Source organism: Formivibrio citricus (assembly GCF_900115065.1).
GTDB lineage: Bacteria > Pseudomonadota > Gammaproteobacteria > Burkholderiales > Chitinibacteraceae > Formivibrio > Formivibrio citricus.
This window is the reverse complement of record NZ_FOVE01000018.1, coordinates 19,587-41,264: the sequence shown is the minus strand read 5'-3', so window position 1 is coordinate 41,264 and position 21,678 is coordinate 19,587. Positions and strand designations below refer to the sequence as shown.

General features: G+C 59.8%; 16 protein-coding genes. 10 read left to right on the top strand and 6 right to left on the bottom strand.

Going from position 1 to position 21,678, the window contains the following annotated elements; all coding sequences use genetic code 11:
• Positions 1-134: 134 nt before the first annotated feature.
• From BMZ36_RS11620 to pelG, 7 genes are all read left to right on the top strand, one after another.
• Positions 135-2,951, top strand: a complete 2,817-nt coding sequence (locus BMZ36_RS11620; RefSeq protein WP_143086048.1) for a bifunctional glycoside hydrolase/polysaccharide deacetylase family protein — start codon at positions 135-137, stop codon at positions 2,949-2,951.
• Positions 2,914-6,600, top strand: coding sequence for a tetratricopeptide repeat protein (locus BMZ36_RS11615; protein ID WP_177187871.1), 3,687 nt, complete (start codon positions 2,914-2,916; stop codon positions 6,598-6,600). Before BMZ36_RS11620 ends, BMZ36_RS11615 begins: the two co-directional genes overlap by 38 nt.
• A gap of 33 nt (positions 6,601-6,633) precedes the next feature.
• Complete coding sequence (locus BMZ36_RS11610; protein ID WP_091196600.1) at positions 6,634-7,191, top strand: hypothetical protein; 558 nt, start codon at positions 6,634-6,636, stop codon at positions 7,189-7,191.
• Entirely contained in the window at positions 7,175-8,500 is a 1,326-nt protein-coding gene (locus tag BMZ36_RS11605) for a PelD GGDEF domain-containing protein (RefSeq protein WP_091196597.1), read from the top strand. Before BMZ36_RS11610 ends, BMZ36_RS11605 begins: the two co-directional genes overlap by 17 nt.
• 127 nt (positions 8,501-8,627) lie before the next feature.
• Positions 8,628-9,635 (top strand): tetratricopeptide repeat protein, encoded by a 1,008-nt coding sequence (locus tag BMZ36_RS11600; RefSeq protein WP_143086047.1) that lies wholly within the window; start codon positions 8,628-8,630, stop codon positions 9,633-9,635.
• The gene (gene pelF, locus BMZ36_RS11595) at positions 9,610-11,142 is read left to right on the top strand and encodes a GT4 family glycosyltransferase PelF (protein ID WP_091196588.1); all 1,533 of its coding nucleotides are present in this window, start codon (positions 9,610-9,612) and stop codon (positions 11,140-11,142) included. Before BMZ36_RS11600 ends, pelF begins: the two co-directional genes overlap by 26 nt.
• Complete coding sequence (gene pelG, locus BMZ36_RS11590; RefSeq protein ID WP_091196582.1) at positions 11,142-12,512, top strand: exopolysaccharide Pel transporter PelG; 1,371 nt, start codon at positions 11,142-11,144, stop codon at positions 12,510-12,512. Before pelF ends, pelG begins: the two co-directional genes overlap by 1 nt.
• Before the next feature lie 58 nt (positions 12,513-12,570).
• Here the strand turns inward: pelG and ubiT are convergent, their stop codons facing one another.
• The 3 genes from ubiT to ubiU form a co-directional block, all read right to left on the bottom strand.
• Positions 12,571-13,002: a ubiquinone anaerobic biosynthesis accessory factor UbiT gene (ubiT, locus tag BMZ36_RS11585; protein WP_091196579.1), complete on the bottom strand. Its 432-nt coding sequence runs from the start codon at positions 13,000-13,002 to the stop codon at positions 12,571-12,573.
• On the bottom strand, positions 12,999-13,877 hold the full coding sequence (locus BMZ36_RS11580; protein WP_091196575.1) for a U32 family peptidase: 879 nt from the start codon (positions 13,875-13,877) through the stop codon (positions 12,999-13,001). Before BMZ36_RS11580 ends, ubiT begins: the two co-directional genes overlap by 4 nt.
• A 119-nt stretch (positions 13,878-13,996) precedes the next feature.
• Complete coding sequence (gene ubiU / locus BMZ36_RS11575; RefSeq protein WP_091196570.1) at positions 13,997-14,998, bottom strand: ubiquinone anaerobic biosynthesis protein UbiU; 1,002 nt, start codon at positions 14,996-14,998, stop codon at positions 13,997-13,999.
• Positions 14,999-15,188: 190 nt separating this feature from the next.
• On the opposite strand from ubiU, the gene BMZ36_RS11570 reads away from it, so the two are divergent.
• The gene (locus BMZ36_RS11570; protein ID WP_091196567.1) at positions 15,189-16,460 is read left to right on the top strand and encodes an O-acetylhomoserine aminocarboxypropyltransferase/cysteine synthase family protein; all 1,272 of its coding nucleotides are present in this window, start codon (positions 15,189-15,191) and stop codon (positions 16,458-16,460) included.
• 90 nt (positions 16,461-16,550) lie between these two features.
• Complete coding sequence (locus BMZ36_RS11565; RefSeq protein ID WP_143086046.1) at positions 16,551-16,946, top strand: hypothetical protein; 396 nt, start codon at positions 16,551-16,553, stop codon at positions 16,944-16,946.
• 66 nt (positions 16,947-17,012) lie between these two features.
• On the opposite strand, the gene BMZ36_RS11560 is transcribed toward BMZ36_RS11565, so the two are convergent.
• Genes BMZ36_RS11560 through argS form a run of 3 tightly spaced genes read right to left on the bottom strand, consistent with a single transcriptional unit; the run spans position 17,013 to position 20,102 of the window.
• On the bottom strand, positions 17,013-17,672 hold the full coding sequence (locus BMZ36_RS11560) for a thiol:disulfide interchange protein DsbA/DsbL (protein WP_091196560.1): 660 nt from the start codon (positions 17,670-17,672) through the stop codon (positions 17,013-17,015).
• A 39-nt stretch (positions 17,673-17,711) separates the two neighbouring features.
• Complete coding sequence (locus BMZ36_RS11555) at positions 17,712-18,341, bottom strand: SPOR domain-containing protein (protein WP_091196557.1); 630 nt, start codon at positions 18,339-18,341, stop codon at positions 17,712-17,714.
• Positions 18,342-18,344: 3 nt separating this feature from the next.
• Positions 18,345-20,102 (bottom strand): arginine--tRNA ligase, encoded by a 1,758-nt coding sequence (gene argS / locus BMZ36_RS11550; RefSeq protein WP_218142720.1) that lies wholly within the window; start codon positions 20,100-20,102, stop codon positions 18,345-18,347.
• A 152-nt stretch (positions 20,103-20,254) separates the two neighbouring features.
• Between argS and argH the strand changes: the two genes are divergently transcribed.
• Positions 20,255-21,640, top strand: coding sequence for an argininosuccinate lyase (gene argH / locus BMZ36_RS11545; protein WP_091196554.1), 1,386 nt, complete (start codon positions 20,255-20,257; stop codon positions 21,638-21,640).
• Positions 21,641-21,678 lie beyond the last annotated feature (38 nt).

The window sequence follows — 21,678 nt, the reverse complement described above, 5'->3', positions numbered from 1 at the left end:
GCAGCAGCGTTGTCTTGCAGTGTGTTAATTGATGACATTGTTGCAAAAATATTCTGACGCTGTTTGTCAATAATTGCTGGTAAAAATAGGTCAATTTGTCTGTCGTTAGTATGAAAATCCGTTAATGCTCACAAGTGAAAATCAGCATTTCATATTCTATGCCTATGCTTAATCAGCAGATTCATGCCGCCATGATTGGCCTGCTTGTCAATGCGGGGAGAATGCTTCTACTGTGGCTTTGCCTGATGGCAAGTCCCTTGTTGCATGCTTCTCCTTCCGTTGCTTTTTACTACGGGAACCCTGTACCTGTGGACCGTTTGCAGGCATACGATTGGGCTGTTGTCGAGCCGGCGCATTTGCCGAGCCCACCCAAGGGGGGCAACACGCAATGGTTCGCTTATCTGAGCCTTGGCGAGATTACAGCTGATCGCCCCTACGCCAAGGATGTTCCTGCTGCCTGGAAGGCTTCCAGAAACATTGCGTGGGGGAGTTGGGTTATCGATCAGACGAGTGATGAATGGCCTGCGTTCGTGGTTAATCGCATGGTTGACCCCTTGTGGAAAGCGGGTTACCGGGGGTTCTTTCTGGATACGCTCGACTCCTGGCAGATGATTGCCAAGACCGATGCAGAGCGGCAGAAACAGATAGCGGGCCTGATGCGAACCATCGCAGCCATCAAGGCGCGCTATCCAGAGGCTCGTCTGATTGCCAACCGGGGTTTCGAGGTCATGGACAAGATCCATCCCTGGCTGTCTGCAGTTGCTTTCGAATCCTATTTCCAGGGATGGAATGCGGAAAAGAGGCGCTATCAGCCGGTGTCCGAAGAAGATCGGCGCTGGCTGGATGGGCAGTTAAAACCGATCCGCGAACAGTATCGCTTGCCTGTCATAGCCATCGACTACGTGCCTCCGGCCGATAAAGCGCTCGCCCTCGCCACTGCCCGCAAGCTGCGGCAGGCCGGTTTTGTTCCCTGGGTGGCCGATCCGCTGCTGGGAAGTATGGGCGCAGGCGCCTTGGAAGAATTGCCCCGGACAGTTCTGCTGCTTTATTCAGGCAATAAAGGGGATACGCCTCTCGACAGCAATATGCAGTATGTGGCTACCATCCTGAATTATCTTGGCTATCGTCACAGGCTGATCGATGTCACGGATTTGTCTTCACTGCCTGAAAACTTGGACGATACAGCCGGTATTATCAGTTCATTTGCCGAAAATAAAGCCGATGTTCCCTTGCAGATATGGTTGAAAAAGCAGATAGATAGAAAAATTCCATGGGTGGTGCTGAACGATTTCGGATTCCCCTTGACGCCAGCTTGGCTCAAGCGGCTCGGCTTGACTTCCAGCAGCAGGGTACTGGGTACAAAACAAGTCACTATTGTGAAACAAAGTGCTGCGCTAGGTTTTGAAACCTCGCTCCAGGCGTCTGGCGATATCAAAAGCAGTTTTTCCGGCTTGACCGCTGCGAATGCTGAAGTCTTGCTGGAACTGCAAAATAACCAGGGGGTTCGCTATCAACCCGTCGCTATCACGGATTGGGGCGGTTATGCCATGGCTCCATTCGTATTTCGAACCTTGCCTGATGAAACCAACCGCTGGGTTATTGATCCGTTCCAGTTTTTGGCGCGGGCATTGCGTTTGCCGGCGCTCCCTGTGCCCGATGTCACCACGGAAAACGGCCGACGCATCCTGATCTCCCATATCGACGGGGACGGTTTCGTGAGTCAGGCCGAAATGCCGGGAAGCCCGCCTGCCGGCGAAGTCATGTTAAAGGAAATCCTGCAGAAATATTCGAATCTACCCATTACCGTTTCCGTGATCGAAGGGGAGATCGGTGCCGAGGGGCTTTATCCGGCCAAGTCGCAGTTGCATGAAAAAATTGCCCGGCAGATTTTTGCGTTGCCGAATGTGGAAATTGCCAGTCACTCCTATTCGCATCCCTTTAAATGGCAGCCTGCAGCCACAGGCGAAACAAGCGAGGACTACCATCTGAGCATTCCCGGCTACAGTTTCGACCTCGATCGGGAAATCGCCGGAACCGCCAAATATATCAATACCCGTCTTGCCCCGACGGGCAAGAAGACTCGTGTGCTGTTGTGGACGGGTGACTGCGACCCTCCGGAAGTGGCTGTGCGCAAAGCCCGACAGGCCCGCCTTCTCAACATGAACGCGGGGGATACGGTTATTTCCAAAACACTGCCAACTTTAACTGCGGTTGCTCCCATTGGCATGTACAAGGGTAATGAGCTGCAAATCTTTGCACCCAACCAGAACGAAAATGTCTACACGAACAACTGGACTGGCCCGTTCTATGGCTACCAGCGAGTCATCGAAACTTTCCAGATGACTGAATCGCCTCGCCGGCTCAAGCCGATCGACATCTATTATCATGTCTACAGCGCCAGCAAGAAGGCATCGCTCAATGCGCTGAAGCGGGTTTACGACTGGGCTGTGGCACAACCGGTCACACCCATGTTCGCCTCCGAATACATTGAGCGCGCCCAAGGCTTCTTTGGCATGAACCTGTCGCGCACTTTCGATGGCCGGTACCTGATCAGCAATACAGGGGCGCTGCGTACGCTCAGGCTGCCGGTTTCCGCAGGCTATCCCGACATGACTGCCAGCCGGAACGTCGCCGGTTTTCACGATTCGCAAGGCGTGCGCTACATCCATCTCAGTACGGACAACGCCGAACTGGCATTGCGCCCGGACAAGCCGTCCAGTCCTTATCTTGCCTATGCCAATGCCAAACTGGATGACTGGACGGTGTTGCCCAAAGGGCTGAAATTCAAGTTGCAAGGATGGGTACCCCTGCGATTTGCGCTTGGGAAGGCTCAGGCTTGCCGCCTTACGGTGGCGGGCAAACCCGTGAATGGCCGTTTCGACGGTGAACTTGTCCACTACCAATTGCCTCAGAATGCCGCGTCCGAGATCAAGCTCGTTTGCCAGCGTTAAGCCGCGCCAGCGCGCCAGCTTGGCCGTTCGCTGGATCGTTCCTCTCATCATTCTGGGAGTGGCGGTAGGAATGCTTTGGCTCTATCCGCGCGAGAGCGTCATGCGCTCAATGGCGCTGGAGCAAAAGCATGACCCGGTAGCGACCGATTATCTGCGTGGCATTCTCAAACAGAACCCCGGCGATGTTGAGGTGCGCTCCGAACTCATCCAGCGCGCCTTGTCGCAGGGCGAAGAAGCCATGGCGCTGACGCTGCTTGAGCCATTGCGCACGGATGGCCCCGAACAGCAGGTTCGGGCCGCGATCCTGATCGCGGACATTCTGGAAAACCGGCTTCGTCAGCCCAAGCTTTCCGAAACAGACCGTAGCAAGACGTTGACCGACCTGCGTGCAACGCTTGAGTTTCTGTTGGCTACGCCTGCCGCATTGCAGCAGTCTCCTGAATGGCTCCTGAACAAGATCGGGCAGTACATGCCTGATCGACAGGCCGGGCTTTTCCGCAACTTTGCGCAAATCGAGCAAGGACGGGCGCCGTACTGGCTGGAACGCGCAGCAGGAACAGCGCTGGCTTCTGGTCGTTACCGCGATGCTGCGGAAGCCTATTTCCAGGCTCAAGCTGCCAGTCGTGATCCGGAGAATCAAAAACGCTATTTCCTGGAAGGGTTGAAAACCCTGCAAAGTGGGCAGCTGCTCAAGGAGGCCCTGGCCGCAGCAAGGAGCATGGAAGCCCCCTGGCTGGCAGACCGGGATGTTCTGCTCTATCTGACACGTTTGTCGCGGGCAGCAGGAGACAACGCCAGTGCCGAGCGTTACGTTCGGTTGCTGTTGCAAATGGCGTTGCTTGAGCAGATGCCGTTTTCGTTGCAGCAGGCCCGCTGGCAATTTGCGCAACCGGCTGCCTTTGGCAGGGTAACGATCCAGCGCGCGGCAAACGTGCCGGCAACACCCTACGACGAAGAAGTGTACAAGCTGGCCTACGAAGTGTTTCTGGGCAACGGCAAGCCGGGCGATGCCATGGCAGTGGCCGCTGCAGCATTACGGCAGGTTCCCGGCCAGACGGACTGGATCAAAAGGCTGGCCCAGGCGGCAGAATGGGCCGGGCACCCGGAGGCCGCGCTGGCAGCGTGGCGGCAACTGGCAACCCGGTTCAACAGCGAAGAAGGCTGGCAGGGGATGGCCAGACTGGCCCCCAGCCTGTTTGCCGACGAGGATCTGCTGCTGCTCTGGCACAGGCAGGCCGCGCGTCGTGCCCTCGAAGACCGCGAATGGCGCGAGATCCAGGCCGTCTATGAACGGCTTGCCCGTCCGCTGGAGGGCGCGGCGTTCTTCGAAAACGCCCATGCCCGCAACCCGCGTCCGCAGTTGCTCGAACAGGCCGCCTATCTGCGCCACAGCATGGGCGATATAGATGGCGCGATTGCCGACTATCGCCAGCTCGCAAGCCAATACGGAGCTTATCCAAAATGGGCGATGGTCGAAGCCTCGCTGTTGTATGGCCGTGACGAGAAGGAAAAAGCCTTTGACGTTCTGAATGCAGCCAAAGCGCATGCTACGGAGCAGGATGCTTCGTTCTGGCGCATCATCGGCGACCTGGCCTGGAATATGGACAAACGCGACGTCGCCCGCGAGGCATATCGCCAGCGCCAGCAGGCTCCCGATTGGCAGCGGTCCGATGCAGATCGGCTGCTGGCGATGCTGGAGCCAGCGCAGACAGAAGAGCGTCTGGCCATTAGTCGGCTGGCCTGGCAAAAATCGGGGGTCTTGAGCTATCTCAACATTGCGTTGGGCCTGATGCTGGATCGAGAACAAACAGTGGCAGCCCAGGCATTGCTGTCCGGCATGAAAGCGGAGAAATTGCAGGAAGCTGTCCGGAATCCTGACTTCCTGATCCTGCGTTCCCGTTACCACCAGATGATCCGCGATATGCCGCGAGCCAGGGCGGATCTGGCAAAAGCGCACGAGTTGTCTCCTTCGCCCGAACTCAAGGCCAGTCTCCTCTGGTTTCTGATCGACAGCCGCGAAGCGGCGACGCTGCAAGGCGCGCTGCCGCAGTGGGAGCAACAGGCTTCGGCCAACAAGCCTCTCGCTGAAGCGGTTGCCGCCGGCTGGCATGCGCTGGGGAATACGCAGCGTGCGCTGTTCTGGTCCAGGCAATTGCTGCCCGCGCATGAGAACGATCCGGCCTGGCTGGTGGATTATGCCGATTTGATCGAACAATCCGGCCAGCCTGACATGGCTTGGCGCATCAGGCGACATGCCTGGCTGGCGCTGAAGAAACAGCCGCCTGCCAACATGGACGTGCTGCAACGCCAGTTGCGTTTGTCCTTGTTGCTCGATCCCGTCGATCAAGCGGAAAAACGCCTGCTTCAGGCTGTAGTGGCCGGGCAGAGCCTGTTGCCGGGATCGGCTGCGCCGGAGCGCGATGCCGCTCTGGTCGATGAGCTTGCCTATGCGTGGCTGATGGGGCAGGAAGACGACAACCGGGCGCGTTTCTGGCATTGGCGGCGTTATGTGAAAAAACTCGCCGATCCAAATTACCTGGCATTGCGCGCCGCTTCGATGAACGAAGACAGTACCACGCAGCAGCGTTTGCTGGAGCGCAATGTTGCAGCGATCCAGCCGTCTGACCATACCGTTGCCGCCGCAGAGACCGGAGATGCCAAGGTCGCCGAAGAGCAGGCGTGGTTCTCGCTGGACGGAGCTCCTGCCAATGACGCATTGCATCTGCAGATGAGCGAGTTGACGCTGGCGAATTCGCCTTCCAGTGTCAGCCTGCGCAGCGATTACACAACCGGCGAGCTGCAGGGGTGGCGGCATACCTTCTCGGACAGATTGATGCTTACCCCTTCGACGAGCCTGACGCTGAATCTTTCTGCTGCGCCTCATCAGAAATATGCCCAGCAATTCCAGGACACGCGCGAAATCGTTCTGACGCTGGAAAACCGCAAGCAGAATGGCGATGCCCTGTCGCTTTCGGCCGGGCACCATCTGGGCAAGGAGCCCTACAACAGCTTGTCGCTGGCAGGTGAGACGCGCAGCGGTCGCTGGCAGTTTGACTGGAAAGCCGGCTGGGATACGCCGGTCAACGACAATGCGCTATTGACGCTGGCAGGCATGCAACGGCAGGGTATGCTTGGTGCCGCCTATTACTTGCGCCAGAACCTGATAGCACGACTGCGCCTGTCGCGGGCATGGCTGCGGGGGCAGGATGGAGAAACGCTGGGAACCCGCAACCAGGCGGATCTCAGCCTGGACTGGACGAGCCAGTACAAGGGCGGATTCTCCGCATCGCTTTACGGACAGCGTGCCAATTACAGCGCCTACAGCAAGACATTGCCCGGCTATGCCCTGCTTGTGCAGGAAGGGCAGACTCCGACGACCGACGAAATGCTGCCCAAGAGCTTCGGCCGGGTCGGTCTGACGCTGGGTTACGGAATGGCCTATCAGGAAGGCTATACCCGGGCATGGCGCCCCTTTATGAGTGGAACGGTGGGGCACCACTCCCTGAACGGGCTGGAGTCCGCGTGGCAGTTGGGGCAGGCGGGCAGCGTGCTGGGCAATGACCACCTTTCGATATACGGCGGACGCTCCTTGCTGAGAAGCGGGGGAAGCAACAGTTTTGGCGGTGTGACCTACCGATGGTATTACTGAAACACAAAAAATCACTCAACACGGAGTTTTCCCATGATTCATCCATTACAACGCCTGTGTGTACTCGTCCTTTGCCTCTGGCTCAGTGCTTGCGCCGTCGTCAATATTTCCGATTCGGGCAAAACCTCCCTCTCGCGCAACGCCCGCTGGGTCATGTTGCCGGTACTCAACCATACCGAGACTCCGCAGGCAGGCTTGCGCGCAGAGACCATCCTCGTGCCGCTTCTGCATCAGCAAGGGCTTGAAAAACTGGCAACCTATCCGGCCAGCATGGGGCGCGAAAGCTTGTTGCTCGGCAATGAACAAGCCTCGCAGGAAGAGGCGCGCCGTTGGGCCAAGGAGCAGGGGTTCCGTTATGCCGTGACTGGCAGTGTGGACGAGTGGCGCTACAAGGTCGGCGTGGATGGCGAACCCGCTGTAGGAATGAACCTTCTGGTGTGGGATCTGAACAGCGACAAGATCGTCTGGAGTGCGGTAGGCGGCAAGTCCGGCTACAGCCGGGAAGCCGTTTCCGCCGTCGCACAGAAATTGGCCAGGGATCTGCTCCGTCGTTTGCCTTTGGTAGACAGTTCCAGTGAAACCAATCAATAAACTCTGGCACCGCCTCGTTTCCGCGCCGGACGTCGACAGCCGCCTCTTCTGGCAATGGTCCGAGGCATTGCTGATCCCCGCTCTGGCGCTGGGTATTGCCAAACTGGTGCAGCCGGCCAACCCGTTCTTCCTGCAGGAAGGGTTCCACTGGCCTTGGCTCGCGCCATTGCTGGTGGCGCTGCGCTATGGAACGCTGGCTGGAATGGCATCGGGGGGCGTATTGATCCTGGGCTGGCCGGTGCTGGGTGGAGCAGAAAAATTTCCGTACGTTTATTTCCTGGGCGGGTTCATCCTGACCATGCTGGCAGGTGAATACGGTAGCCAGTGGCGCACCCGCATCCGTCGTGTCAATGAACTGAACTTCTATCTGGAAGAACGCATCGCACAACTGGCGCGTCACCACCATCTGTTACGGCTTTCCCACGAACGGCTTGAGCAGAGCCTGATCAGCAAGCCCATCACCTTGCGGGATGCCTTGGCCCAACTCAGTACCTTGCTCAAGAACAACAAGGAACACGCACACTTGCCCGTGGCGCAACCGTTCCTCACTTTTCTGGCCCAGATTTGCCAGTTTGAAGAAGCGGTCATTTTTGAGTGCCGGGACGGGAAGCTGCTTGCCAGTCCTGTTGCCAAGGTCGGCAAAGCAGATGGCTACAGCATTGAGGACCCGCTGATAGTTTATGCGCTCAAGCGCCGACGCTTGTGTCATGTCCGGCAGGATTGGGGGGACAACCACGAAAGCAAGCTGTTGTTGGCGTTGCCGCTGACCACCAGTACCGGCGAAGTACGCGGTTTGCTCGCGGTCCGGCAGATGCCGTTTTTTGCGTTCAACGACGACTCGCTGCAAATGCTTGGCGCGCTCGGCATTTACTATGTGGAACGGATCGTGGTCAGGGACGTTGCCGAACCGATCCTGGAAATCATGCCGGATTGTCCGCCCGATTTTGCTTACGAAACCTTCAAGTTGCAGCGTGTCCAGCGCGAAACCGGCATTACCAGCGTCATCGTGGTGCTGGTCTTCAAACCCGGCAATCAGCAGCAGGAAATGTTCGACCTGGTGCGCAAGCAGCAGCGTAGCCAGGACATGATCTGGACGATCCAGCAGGGGCGCACGCGCATTCTGGCCACACTGATGCCGCTGAATTCCCTGGCTGCGGTGGAGGGCTACCTGGCACGGATCGAAAACCTGCTGAATTCCCGGCACGAACTGGATTTCGACGGGGCGGGAATCAAATACTTCCAGGTGGACTTGGCCAACCCCGGCGGATTGTTGCTATTGCAGGATGTACTGAGGCGGCATCGTGACTGAGAACCTGTCCCGGAAAACAGGCGAGTTTCAGAGTGCAGAAACCGGAATGCATGCGGATTCCCGCGAGAATTCCATGCACGGGTTCGCCCGGAATCCGGGACGTGCAGCCATTTTTGATGCAAGCCTCATGTGGCTTGGCCTGGCGCCCATCATTCTTGCTCTGGATGCCGTCTTGATAACCCGGGCGCTTCAGCAGCCTGTCACTTTCACGAACGGCGTGGTGCTGCTGGCCCTGCATGCCCTGTTGAGCCTGGGCTGCGCACAGGCAATCTTCCTGTCCTTGCCTGACGCTTGCCGACACCCCCGCCGCACAATCCTTGGATTGTTGTTTGTGCTGGCGTTTTTCATTCCCCAAGTCGGATGTTTCGGGTTGAGGCTGGTTCTGCTGGCTGTCCAGCTCTGGCCCGAAACAGATGAACAAGGCTGGTTCGGCGAAGTCACTCCCCCGGAGTTCACGCTGCAGGGCGATCATGTCGCCGTGCGTTTCGGCGTCGGCGGAGTCCGGGCCCGTCTTTCCGACCGGGATGCGTCGGCAGAAAACCGCCTGGAAGCGCTGCTGGCCATCAAGTCCATGCCGCAGCGGCTTTCCAGTCCCTTGTTGCGGACGCTCCTGAACGATCCGGAAGAGGATTTGCGATTGCTGGCCTACGGCATGCTGGACAGCGAAGAAAAGAACATCAACGAGCGGATCAATCAGGCGCTTGACGAGTATCGCCGTGCAACCGAGCCCAAGACGGATATCTCCCGCAGATTGGCCTTCCTGTATTGGGAGCTGGTTTACCAGAATCTGGTCCAGGGGGATGTAAAGCTATACGCCTTGCAGGAAGCTGGCCGGTTTGCCCGCGAAGTATTGGATGTGACCCCCTCGGATGCCGGGGTCTGGGTCTTGCTGGGCAAGATCCGGGGCAGCAGCGGGGAGTGGGAGGCAGCGCATGACGCGTTGATGCAAGGGCGGTCGCTGGGGTTCCCGGCAACGCGCCTCATCCCTTATCTCGCCGAGCATGCTTTTCGCCAACGCCGCTTTGACGAGGTCAAAACCCTGCTGCAGTCCATGGAAACCATTGCCGTTGGCGATGTCATGCAGCCCATTTTCGATTTCTGGACCAAAGATGAAAACCGGCACCCCCGTCATTGATATCCTTCTGCTGCTGGAAGGCACTTTCCCCTACGTCAGCGGCGGGGTTTCCAGTTGGGTCAACCAGATTATCCGCGGCTTTCCGGAGTTCTCGTTCGGCATCATTTTCATGGGCAGCCGGCGCGAAGACTACGGCGAGATGAAATACGCGCTGCCGGACAACGTCGTTCATTTCGAGGCACATTACCTCTATGAACCCCAGTCCGAGATTCCCGTCCGCGAATGCAAGATGCCCCCCGAAATCCTGGATGCGGTTAAACAGGCCCATGCCTACTACCAGCACGAATCGACTTGCCCGGCCGGCGACGGTGCGTACCGGAAAATGCTGGAACATCTGACAAAGGGCGAATTGTCGCGGGAAATGCTCCTCTACAGCGAAGAGGCGTGGAGCCAGATTTGCGACCAGTATCGCAGCCGTTCCACCGACCCCTCGTTCGTCGATTATTTCTGGACCATCCGCGCCATGCATTCGCCGATCTGGCTGCTGAACGACATTGCAGCCAAAGCGCCGCCTGCCCGGCTTTATCACACGGTTTCCACGGGCTATGCGGGCTTTCTGGGCGTCCTGCTCAAGCACCGTACGGGAACTCCGCTGCTGTTGTCCGAACACGGGATCTACACCAAGGAGAGGAAAATCGACCTCTACCAGAGCGAATGGATCAAGGATAACCGCACTGTGTTCCAGCGCGAATCAACCCAGATCAGCTATTTTCGCCAGCTCTGGATCCGGTTTTTCGAAATGCTGGGACAATCCTGCTACCTCGCCTCGAACAGGATCGTGGCGCTGTACGAGGCCAACAGGCTGCGCCAGATTCGCGATGGCGCACCGGCGGCCAAGACCTGCAACATCCCCAACGGCATCGATCTGCCGCGCTTTGCCGCGCTGCGCGAATTGCGCCCGGCCTCCCCGCCCCGCGTGCTGTGCCTGATCGGCCGCGTCGTGCCGATCAAGGATGTCAAAACCTATATCCGGGCGATGCGTACGGTCGTGAACCAGATGCCGGATGTGGAGGCGTGGATCGCCGGGCCGGAAGACGAGGCGCCGGAATATGCCGAGGAATGCCGCAACCTGGTTTCGAGCCTGGGGCTTTCCGCGCACGTCAAATTCCTGGGGTTCCAGAAAGTGGACGCGCTGTTGCCCAAGATCGGCCTCGTGGTGCTCAGTTCGATCTCCGAGGCGTTGCCGCTGGTGCTGCTGGAAGGCTTTGCGGCCGGCGTGCCGGCGGTCAGTACCGACGTCGGCTCCTGTAGCCAGTTGATCCATGGGCTGGACGAAGAGGACCGGGCGCTGGGGTCTGCCGGCAGCGTGGTCGGCCTGGCCGATCCGCAGGCGCTGGCTGCTGCGGCGCTGGAGCTGCTCGGCGACGAGGCAAAATGGCATTCCGCGCAGGCCGCTGGCATCGCCCGGGTGCAGCGCTATTACACGCACGGCCACATGTTCGATGCGTACCGCAACGTGTATCGCCAGGCCATGGATGAAACACCGCGACAACAGGAAGCCAGCTAATGGCGGGGATTGGGTTTGAGCTGCGCAAGCTGCTGCGCAAGGAAAGTTATCTGGGGCTTTTGCAGGCTTATGCCTACGCTGGCGTGATCAGCTCCGGCCCCTGGATCCTGTCGATCATCGGCGTGCAGTTGATCGGCTTGTTCAGCCTGTCCGTGGTCGTTCCGCAGGCCAACGTCCAGCAATTCCAGGTTTCCGTGACTTACCTGCTGGCATTCAGCCTCATTTTGACCGGCCCCCTGCAACTGGCCTTCACCCGCTATATCGCCGACCGCCTGTTCGAAGACAAGGATGACCTGATCGTTCCCAACTTCATGGGCGCCCAGTTCCTGACGGCGCTTGTTGCGGGTACGCTGGGAGGGGGGCTTTGCCTTACCCTGTTTCAGGAACTGGAGCTGGCCTATCGGTTGCTGATGCTGGTCTGCTTCGTGCTGCTCTGCCTGATCTGGGTGGCGGCAATCTTTCTGTCCGGCCTGAAACAGTATTCTGCCATCGTCTGGATTTTTGCCATCGGCTACGGGACGACCGTCTGCGCCTCGCTGTCGTGGCGGCCCTGGGGGCTCAACGGGCTCTTGTCGGGGTTCATGCTGGGGCATTTCCTGATGCTTTGCGGGCTGTGGTTCCTGGTCCTGCGCCATTATCCGATCCGCGCTTTCGTCGATTTCGATTTCCTGCGTCGCGGGCGCATGTTTGGCGCCCTGATCGGAACCGGCCTGATGTACAACCTCGCCATCTGGCTGGACAAGCTGCTGTTCTGGTACACGGATGAAACCAGCCAGCAGGTGATCGGGCCGCTGCGGGCTTCCGCGATTTACGACCTGCCCATTTTTCTGGCATACCTTTCCATCATTCCTGGCATGGCCGTCTTCCTGGTGCGCATCGAAACCGATTTTGTCGAGTACTACGAAAAATTCTACGATTCGGTGCGGGACGGCGGCTCGCTGGAGCAGATCGAAAGCCACCGCAACGAAATGGTGTTTGCGATCCGCCAGGGGCTGGGCGAAATCATGAAGATCCAGGGCATCACGATCCTGGTGGTTTTCATGCTGGGGCGAACGCTGCTTGAATGGCTGGGAATCTCCCCGCTGTACCAGCAACTGCTTTATATCGACCTGATCGCAGCCAGTCTGCAGGTGCTTTTCCTGGCCATCCTCAACGTCTTTTTCTATCTGGACAAGCGGCGACTGGTGCTGTTGCTGACCGGGCTTTTTGCCGCCAGCAACGGAATTTTCACGGCCATTTCGATTGCCGCGGGGCCGTCATGGTATGGCTATGGATTCGCTCTGTCCCTGCTGATGGTCGTTTGCGTCGGCATGAACATGCTCAGCGAAAAGCTGGAAAAGCTGGAATACGAGACGTTCATGCTGCAATAAACGCAGTATTCCCGCTTGATGCCGTTCAGCAGGCGCGACCGCCTGCTGAAGAATAGATTCAGAGGCCGAATCGTGCAGCCAGCGGCCTAGGCAGCAACGCAAAAAGCGGCGCGAGATCGGTCGAATCGAGCAGGTTCTTGAGCGCAAGGCCGATTTCGGTATCACCCTCAATGGTGAGGCGGCGCTGGAAGAACAGCGTATCCGGGTCTTCCTGGCGGCGAGCCAGGATCAGGTAGTCCTCAAGGCTGGCGCCGAAGGTCACATCCGCGGGCAGGCTCGCACTGCGGAAACGTTGGCCGTCGAAAGTCAGGTTCACGCCGCGATCCAGATCACTGACCAGGAGGCGCACGGTCTTGCCGGTGAGCCAGGCGAAGTCTTCTTCCGGCCAGAATTTGGGGCGGGCCAGGTTGAGCGCAGTGGCCAGCGCGAAAGACGGCGGCGCTTCCGGCAGGCGGCGGGCGATGAAGGCGAGCGGGGCGGGGAGCTTCATGCGGTTTCCTTTTCCAGTGCGATGCCGGGCTGGCTGCGCCAGTAGCCGTTGACCAGTCCTTCCGGGTTCCAGCGGGCGAAATCGGTTTCAGGCGTGTTTCCGGCCAGCCGCTGCGCGAAAGCAGCAACGATCTCGCCAGTATATTCCGCCTGCGGGCTGATGCGCAGCAGGTCGACTGCCGGCAGTGCGCAGAGGTCGTGCCAGAGCGAATGGCAGGCGCCGGACTGGGTCTGGATGCCGTTGATGCGCAGGAAATCGGCGTCTTCGCGGGTACGCACCATCAGGCCGTCCGGATGCTGCAGGCAGCGGAATTCGCAACTGTCTTTCTTCAGGTTGTAATGCCGCGCCGTAAAGCAGCGCGCGGAAAACGCCAGCGGCAGGCGGCCGTGGGCGAACACTTCGGTTTCGATGGCACAGGTCTTTTCGGTCAGCAATGTGGTCAGCGCGGCAGCTCCCATTTCCAGCGGCGGCAGCCAGCGCACCGCGCCCTGGTCCGCCAGCCAGTCGAGCGTCGCGCCGTTGTAGACATTCAGATGCGGGCCGGCCACGAACGGGATACCCAAATCGCGTGCGACCTTGACCGCGCCCAGATCGTTGGCCTCCACCCGCCCGCCTTTCTCCGCCAGCTTCTTGAGCCCGGCCAGATCGCTCGACGATTCCAGCAGTGCCTGGCTGGAAATCACCACTTCCTTGCCGGCTGAGGCCAGATCGGCGGCCAGCGCCAGCCAGTCCGCATCGCGCAATTCGTGGCGACGTCCGCAGACCACCTCGCCGAGGTAGATGACATCGACCGGCCAGTTTGCGGCAGCAGCGTAGAAATCCAGCGTTTGCTGGCGGGGCCAGTAGTACAGCAAGGGGCCGAGGGAGAGTTTCATCGTTGTCTCAAAATCAAAAACGGTTTACCACGAAGCACACAAAGACCACCAAGAATACAAAACCATGGGTTCTCTTCGAATTTCTTGGTGCTCTTTGTGTACGTCGTGGTGAGATGGCTTTACTTCCACGGACGCGAATAAGCGCCCAGTGTTTGTTGGTGGCCTTCGCTCACTTTATCCAGTGCCGTCGACCATTCCGGCTTGACGGCGTAGCCTTCATCGCCGGCCGTATCGAGCGCGGCGCGCAGCGTCTTGGTGACTTCCGATACATATGCCGGGCTGCGCTGGCGGCCTTCGACCTTGATCGCCGTCACGCCGATGCGGATCAGTTCCGGCAGGATCGACAGCACGTTCAGGCTCACCGGCTCTTCGAGGGCGTAATAGGTTTCGCCCTGTACCGCGAAGCGGCCCTTGCACAGCGTCGGGTAGCCCGCCGGCTCGCCTTCGTCGAAACGGTCGATCAGGATGCCGTTGAGGCGCGCGTTCATGATCTTGCCCTGGTTGTCCCAGCGCACAAACGCAGCCGGGGAGCAAACGCCATGGGTATTGGGCGACTGGCCGGTGGCGTAGGAGGACAGAATGCAGCGGCCTTCCGCCATCACGCACAGACTACCGAAACCGAAGGTCTCGATCTCGACCGGCGTGTTCTTGATCACGTATTCCACCTGCGGCAGCGTTAGTACGCGCGGCAGCACGGCGCGGCGGATGCCGAAGCATTCGTGGGCGAGGTTGATGGCCTCGAAATTGGTCGCCGAGCCCTGCACAGAGAGATGCAGCTTGAGTTGCGGATGCGTCTTGTGCGCGTAGGCGAGCAGGCCCATGTCGGCGAGGATGATCGCATCCGCGCCCAGATCGGCAGCGCGGTCGATGCTGGCGCGCCATTCTGCCAAGCGTCCGGCCTGGGCAAAGGTGTTGATGGCAATCAGCACTTCCCTCCCACGGGACTGGGCGTAGCGGATGCCCTCGGCGAGCTGGGTGTCGGTGAAGTTCAGCCCGGCGAAATTGCGGGCGTTGGTCGCATTCTTGAAGCCGGTGTAGACGGCATCGGCGCCGTTGTCGACGGCGGTTTTCAGCGCCGGCAGGCTGCCGGCGGGGCAGATGAGTTGCGGGAGGCGGGTCATGCAGGCAACCAGAATAGAAAATCCATGCGCGAGCTTAGGGCAGGGGTTGGGCGAGGTCAAGCCGCCGGGCAGGGGCCGCCATGCGTGCATATGCACACCGGTTATAAGCAATGTGCTGTCGGTGCTTTGCGGACGTGAATCGGGAAGGGTACATTAGCTTTTTTGCATCATTGCCAAGAGGTTCACCCCCATGCGCCCGGAAACGCTTGCCATTCACGGCGGTTACAGCCCCGATCCCACGACCAAGGCCGTGGCAGTACCGATTTATCAGACCACGAGCTACGCTTTCGACGACACCCAGCACGGTGCCGACCTGTTCGACCTCAAGGTGAAGGGCAACATCTACACGCGCATCATGAACCCGACCACCGACGTACTCGAGCAGCGCGTTGCCGCGCTCGAAGGCGGCATCGGCGCCCTGGCGCTGGCGTCCGGGCAAGCGGCGATCACCTACGCGATCCTCACGATTGCCGAAGCCGGCGACAACATCGTCGCCACCAGCGCACTCTACGGCGGCACCTACAACCTGTTTGCGCACACCCTGCCGCAATACGGCATCGAAGTACGCTTCTGCGACGCCAACGACCCGGCGGGCGCGGCCAGGCTGATCGACGACCGCACCAAGGCCGTGTACTGCGAATCCATCGGCAACCCGCTCGGCAACGTGGTCGATTTCGCCGCCTTTGCCACGGTCGCGCACTCCTACGGTGTGCCGCTGATCGTCGACAACACCGTGCCCTCGCCCTACCTCACCCGCCCGTTCGAGCACGGCGCGGACATCGTCGTGCATTCGCTGACCAAGTACATGGCCGGCCACGGCACCAGCATCGGCGGCATCATCGTCGACAGCGGCAAGTTCCCGTGGGCCGAGCACAAGGCGCGCTTCAAACGCCTGAACGAACCGGAAGTGAGCTACCACGGCGTGGTCTACACCGAAGCGCTCGGCGCGGCAGCTTTCATCGGCCGTGCGCGTACCGTGCCGCTGCGCAACATGGGCGCGTGCATCTCGCCGTTCAACGCCTTCCTGATCCTGCAGGGGCTGGAAACGTTGCCGCTGCGCATGGACCGCCACTGCGAAAACGCGCTCAAGGTTGCCGAATTTCTCAAGGCGCATCCGAAGGCCGAATGGGTCAACTACGCCGGCCTGCCCGATCACCCGAGCAAACCGCTGGTCGACCAGTACTTCGGCGGCAAGGCCTCGGGCCTGCTGACCTTCGGCGTGAAGGGCGGTCGCGAAGCCGGCGCGCGCTTCCAGGACGCGCTGAAACTCATCACGCGCCTGGTCAATATCGGCGATGCCAAGTCGCTCGCCTGTCACCCGGCCAGCACCACGCACCGCCAGCTGTCGCCGGAAGAGCTCAAGAAAGCCGGCGTATCGGAAGACATGGTGCGCCTCTCCATCGGCATCGAGCATATCGACGACATTCTGGAAGACCTGGATCAGGCATTGAAGGCGGCTTGATGCGGTTTCTCTGAAAACAAACGGGGTGGCATTGGCTACCCCGTTTGTTATGATGGCACGGTCATTACCAAAATGATTCAGGAGCCGTTCATGAATAAAATCCTCACGACAGGGGCTGCGATTCTGGCTCTTGCTCTTTCTTCCCAAGCCTTTGCCAAAGAAAACTGTGCCTTGGTGGGCAAATTCACTCAAGGCGCGACCACGACAAAATTCACCTGGAATGTCGAAGTGACCCGGCATCACGGCGGGTTTGCATTACAAGGCCGGACATCTGACCGCTACGGAGTGGCCAATGTGAACGGACGCTGTGACAAGGAAACCGATATTTGTACCTTCGCCAAGCAATATGTCTCTGGCCAAAGCCAGGGCGTGACGTTCTACTATGCCGGCAAGGCGGGCAATGAGGCGATTGTCGGGAAATGGGGTTACCAGAAGGGCCAATACAATGGCGGGGGCTTCTCGGCTCAGGTGTTGAATTGCAGCTGATCCGCGCTGCAAATTAAAAGCAAAAGGCCGGCAATTCGCCGGCCTTGTTGTATGCAATGCACAGAGTTATTTCTTCTTTTTCTTGCCCGCGGCAGCAGGGCGTTCCTTGGCGATCAACTCGTCCAGCACTCGGGTGAGGGTGGCATCCTCCTTGCCAAGGATGGCTGGAGAAGTCATGTATTTTCCGTTGACGACGAACACCGGCACACCGTCGATGCCGTAGTTCTGGGTGGTCTGCTCCATTTTTTTCAGTGCGATGTTGCCGGTGAAGCTGCCGTAATGGGACTTGAACTGGTTCACGTCCACGCCCTGTTTCTTGAGCCAGTCGAACAGCGTGGATTCACGGCGCAATTCGATCCGGTCCTGCTGAACGGCCTTGAAGATGGCGTTCTGCAAGCGGGCATCCTGGCCCATGGCCTGCAGCGCGGCAAATAGCTTGGCGTGGGCTTCGATGTCGTTGCGCCCCTGCCAGACCACGTGCACGCGGCGGAAATTCACGTCCTTGGGCAGCTTCTTGGCCCAGGTGTCGACGAAAGGCTCGATGGTCTTGCAGTGCGGGCAGCCGTACCAGAAGAATTCGATGACCTCGATCTTGCCCGGCACCTCGACCTGGCGGGCCGGACTGAGCAGTTTGTAATCCTTGCCTTCCTTGACCTCAGCTTGGGTAACGCTGGCAGCCAGCAGGCCCAGTCCGAACACAATGCCTTTCAACCATTTGTAGCGCATGAATTCCTCCAAAAAATCGTTGCCAAAAAGCTCGCGGACTTATTTGACAACGGAACTCTCGATTCCGTTCGCCTGCAATTGCGCGCGCGCCTTGTCGATGTCGGCCGGGGTGTTGTACGGGCCGACGCGAACGCGGTGCCACGTTCCCTTGTCAGCGATCTGCACGGTCTGGATGCGTGCTTCGATGCCGATCAGTGCCAGCTTGGCCTTGAGGTTGTCGGCGTCGCGCTCGCTCTGGAAGGCCCCGACCTGCAACCAGGCAGCCTTGCTTGCCTCGGTTTTGGCCGGCTGGCTGGCTTCGGGTTTCTTGGCTTCCTTGCCGCCCTTTTCGGCGAGACCGGGCAGGACCGTGTAGAAATCGAAACGGTCGGCTTCGCTGGCTTTTCTTGCGACGGTCTGGCTGGCGACGGCGGAGGCCGTTTGTGGCGTTGAGCTGCTGCCTGCGGGGCGCAGAACCTCGGTCTTGGGCGGGGCGTCGGTAGCCTTGCTGCTGGAAGCGGGAACCTTGTCCTGCTTGGATCCGAAGAAGGGCAGTGCCTGGCGGTTGATGTACAGCGCCGCGCCAACGGCGACAACTGCGCCGATCAGAAGGCCGATCACCAGTCCGGTCAGCAGCGAGCTGCCCTTGCCGCCGTTTCCGTTGCGAGTCCTGCCCGTGTTCTTTGCCATGATTTACATTTTCTCCGGGGCGGATACGCCCAGAATGGCCAAGCCGTTGGCCAGGACCTGCTGCACGGAGGAAACCAGTGCCAGGCGGGCGTAGGTCAGTTCCTCGTCGTCGGTCAGGAAACGGCTGACGTTGTAATAGCTGTGGAAATCGGCGGCCAGATCCTTCAGGTAGAAGGCAATAGTGTGCGGCGCATAATCGACCGCAGCCGCGTCGATCGCGGCCGGGAAATCGGCCAGCTTGCGCAGCAGGGCGGCTTCATGCTCGGAGGTCAGTAGGCCGATTTGCGCGCCCGGCAGGTCTTTTTTGCAGCCGCCCCATTCTTCGAGCACGCGGCAGATGCGCGCATGGGCGTACTGGATGTAGTACACCGGGTTGTCGTTGCTTTGCGACTTGGCCAGATCGAGGTCGAAATCCAGATGCTGGTCGGATTTGCGCAGCACGTAGAACAGGCGCGCAGCATCGTTGCCTACGTCGCTGCGCAGATCGCGCAGGGTGACGAACGAGCCGGAGCGCGTGGACATGGCTACCTGCTGGCCGTCGCGGATCAGGTTGGCGAACTGCACCAGCGCGATGTCGAGCTTGGCCGGGTCAAGGCCGAGCGCAGCCAGCGCGCCCTTCACGCGGGCGATGTAACCGTGGTGGTCGGCGCCCCAGATGTTGATCACCTTGTCGAAGCCGCGCTCGAACTTGTTGAGGTGGTAGGCGATGTCGGAGGCGAAATAGGTGTACAGGCCGTTGTCGCGCTGCACGACGCGGTCCTTCTCGTCGCCGAAGGTCGTGGAGCGGAACCACTTGGCGCCGTCCTGCACGTAGATGTGGCCGGCGGTTTCGAGCTTCTCGACCACGCGCGCGACGAGTCCGGTCTCGAACAACGATTTTTCCGAGAACCAGCAGTCGAAAGTCACGCCGAACTCGGTCAGGTCGTCGCGACCGTCGTTGAGCTGTTCGGTCAGCGCATGGTTGTGGATGTAATGCCAGGCATCGCCGAGCAGGGCTTTGGCATTGGCGATCAGCGCATCGAGATGCGCTTCCTTGTCCTCTTCGACATTGGGCGCATTCTTGACCACGTCCGCAGCGGCGCGCACGTAAGCATCGCCGTGCAGCGCCTGGATCTGGATCGCCATGTCGCGCACGTAGTCACCCTGATAGCCGTTGGGCGGGAACGGGATACTGACCTTGTGCAGGTCGAGATAACGCAGCCAGGTCGAGACGGCGAGGATGTCCATCTGGCGGCCGGCATCGTTGACATAGTATTCGCGCTGTACGTTGAAGCCGGCGAAGTCGAGCAGAGTCGAGAGACTGGCGCCGTAGGCCGCGCCGCGACCGTGGCCGACGTGCAGGGGGCCGGTCGGATTGGCGGAAACGAATTCCACCTGGATCTTCTGCCCCTTGCCGTAACGGGTGCGGCCGAAGTTCGCCCCGGCTTGCAGCGCATCGCGCACGATGCGCTGGCGCGCGGCGTGCGTCAGCGTGAAATTGATGAAGCCGGCGCCGGCGATCTCGGCTTTCTCCACCCATTCCGACAGCGGCAGTTCCTTGATGATTTTTTCCGCAAGCGCGCGCGGCGGCTGGCGCAGCGGGCGAGCGAGCTGCATCGCGAGGTTGGTCGCGTAATCGCCGTGGCGGGCATCCTTCGGACGCTCGACCACGAATGCGGTGTCGGTGGAGTCCGGCGCAACGGCCTTGAGCGCGTCGGCGAGAAGATCGGAAAGGTATTGTCTGAAATCGAGTTGCGGCATGTTGCGGCTTGGCTTGCACATTGGATAATCGGCGAATTATACGGTGCTTATGGCTATGTTGCAGCCTGAATGGTCGCCGCTCGGCGCTCAAGCAGTAAGGAACAGCAACACAGGTGTTGGTGCGCTGCGTATAATCGCGCGATTTATTATCTAATTTCCCCGGGTGATTCTCGATGAATTCCGACAACAAAACCTGGTCTGGCCGCTTCAGCGAGCCGGTGAGTGAGCTCGTCAAACGCTATACGGCCTCGGTGACGTTCGATTGCCGCATGGCCGAGGTCGACATTCAGGGCTCGCTGGCTCATGCCGCCATGCTCAACAAGGTGGGCGTGCTGTCCGCCGAAGACTTGGCCGCCATCCAGCGCGGCATGGCGGAGATTCTCGACGACATCCGCAACGGCAGCTTCGAATGGAGTATCGATCTCGAAGACGTGCACATGAACATCGAGCGTCGACTGACCGAAAAGGTTGGCGACGCCGGCAAGCGCCTGCATACCGGGCGCAGCCGCAACGACCAGGTTGCGACCGACATCCGCCTCTATCTGCGCGGCGCCATCGACGTGATTCTGGGCCTCGTGCGCGAACTGCAAGCCAGCCTGTTGCAACTCGCGGAAAAGCACGCCGAAACCGTGATGCCGGGCTTCACCCACCTGCAGGTCGCGCAGCCGATCACCTTCGGCCACCACATGCTGGCCTATGTCGAGATGCTCGGCCGCGATGCCGAGCGTCTGGCCGATGCCCGCAAGCGCGTCAACCGCCTGCCGCTGGGTGCCGCTGCGCTGGCCGGGACCACCTACCCGATCGACCGTCATTTGACCGCCGAATTGCTGGGCTTCGACGGCGTCTGCGAAAACTCGCTCGATGCCGTGTCCGACCGCGATTTTGCCATCGAATTCACCGCCGCCAGCGCGCTGGCCATGACGCACCTCTCGCGCCTGTCTGAAGAGCTGGTGTTGTGGATGAGTCCGCGCTTCGGCTTCATCGACATTGCCGACCGCTTCTGCACCGGCTCGTCGATCATGCCGCAAAAGAAGAACCCGGACGTACCCGAGTTGGTGCGCGGCAAGACCGGCCGCGTCAATGGTGCGCTGATCAGTTTGCTCACACTGATGAAGAGCCAGCCGCTGGCCTACAACAAGGACAACCAGGAAGACAAGGAGCCGCTGTTCGACACCGTCGACACGCTCACCGACACCCTGCGCATCTACGCCGACATGATGCGTGGCGTGACGGTCAAGCCCGATGCCATGGCCCGCGCCGTGCGCCAGGGCTTCGCCACAGCCACCGATCTCGCCGATTATCTGGTGAAGAAGGGCCTGCCGTTCCGCGACGCCCACGAAATCGTCGCCCGCGCCGTGCGCTATGCCGAGGAAGAAAAGAAGGACTTGGCCGAGCTGCAACTCGTGGAGCTGGCCACCTTCTCGCCTTTGATCGAAGCCGATGTATTGCCCGTGCTGACGCCGCAAGGCTCGCTGGCCAGCCGTGACCATGTCGGTGGCACGGCTCCGCGCCAAGTGAAGCTGCAGATCGCGCGCTGGAAGGAAAAGCTGGGGATTTAAGAACCTTTCGCGCTCTTGCTGCGAAACCGTGATCGGGG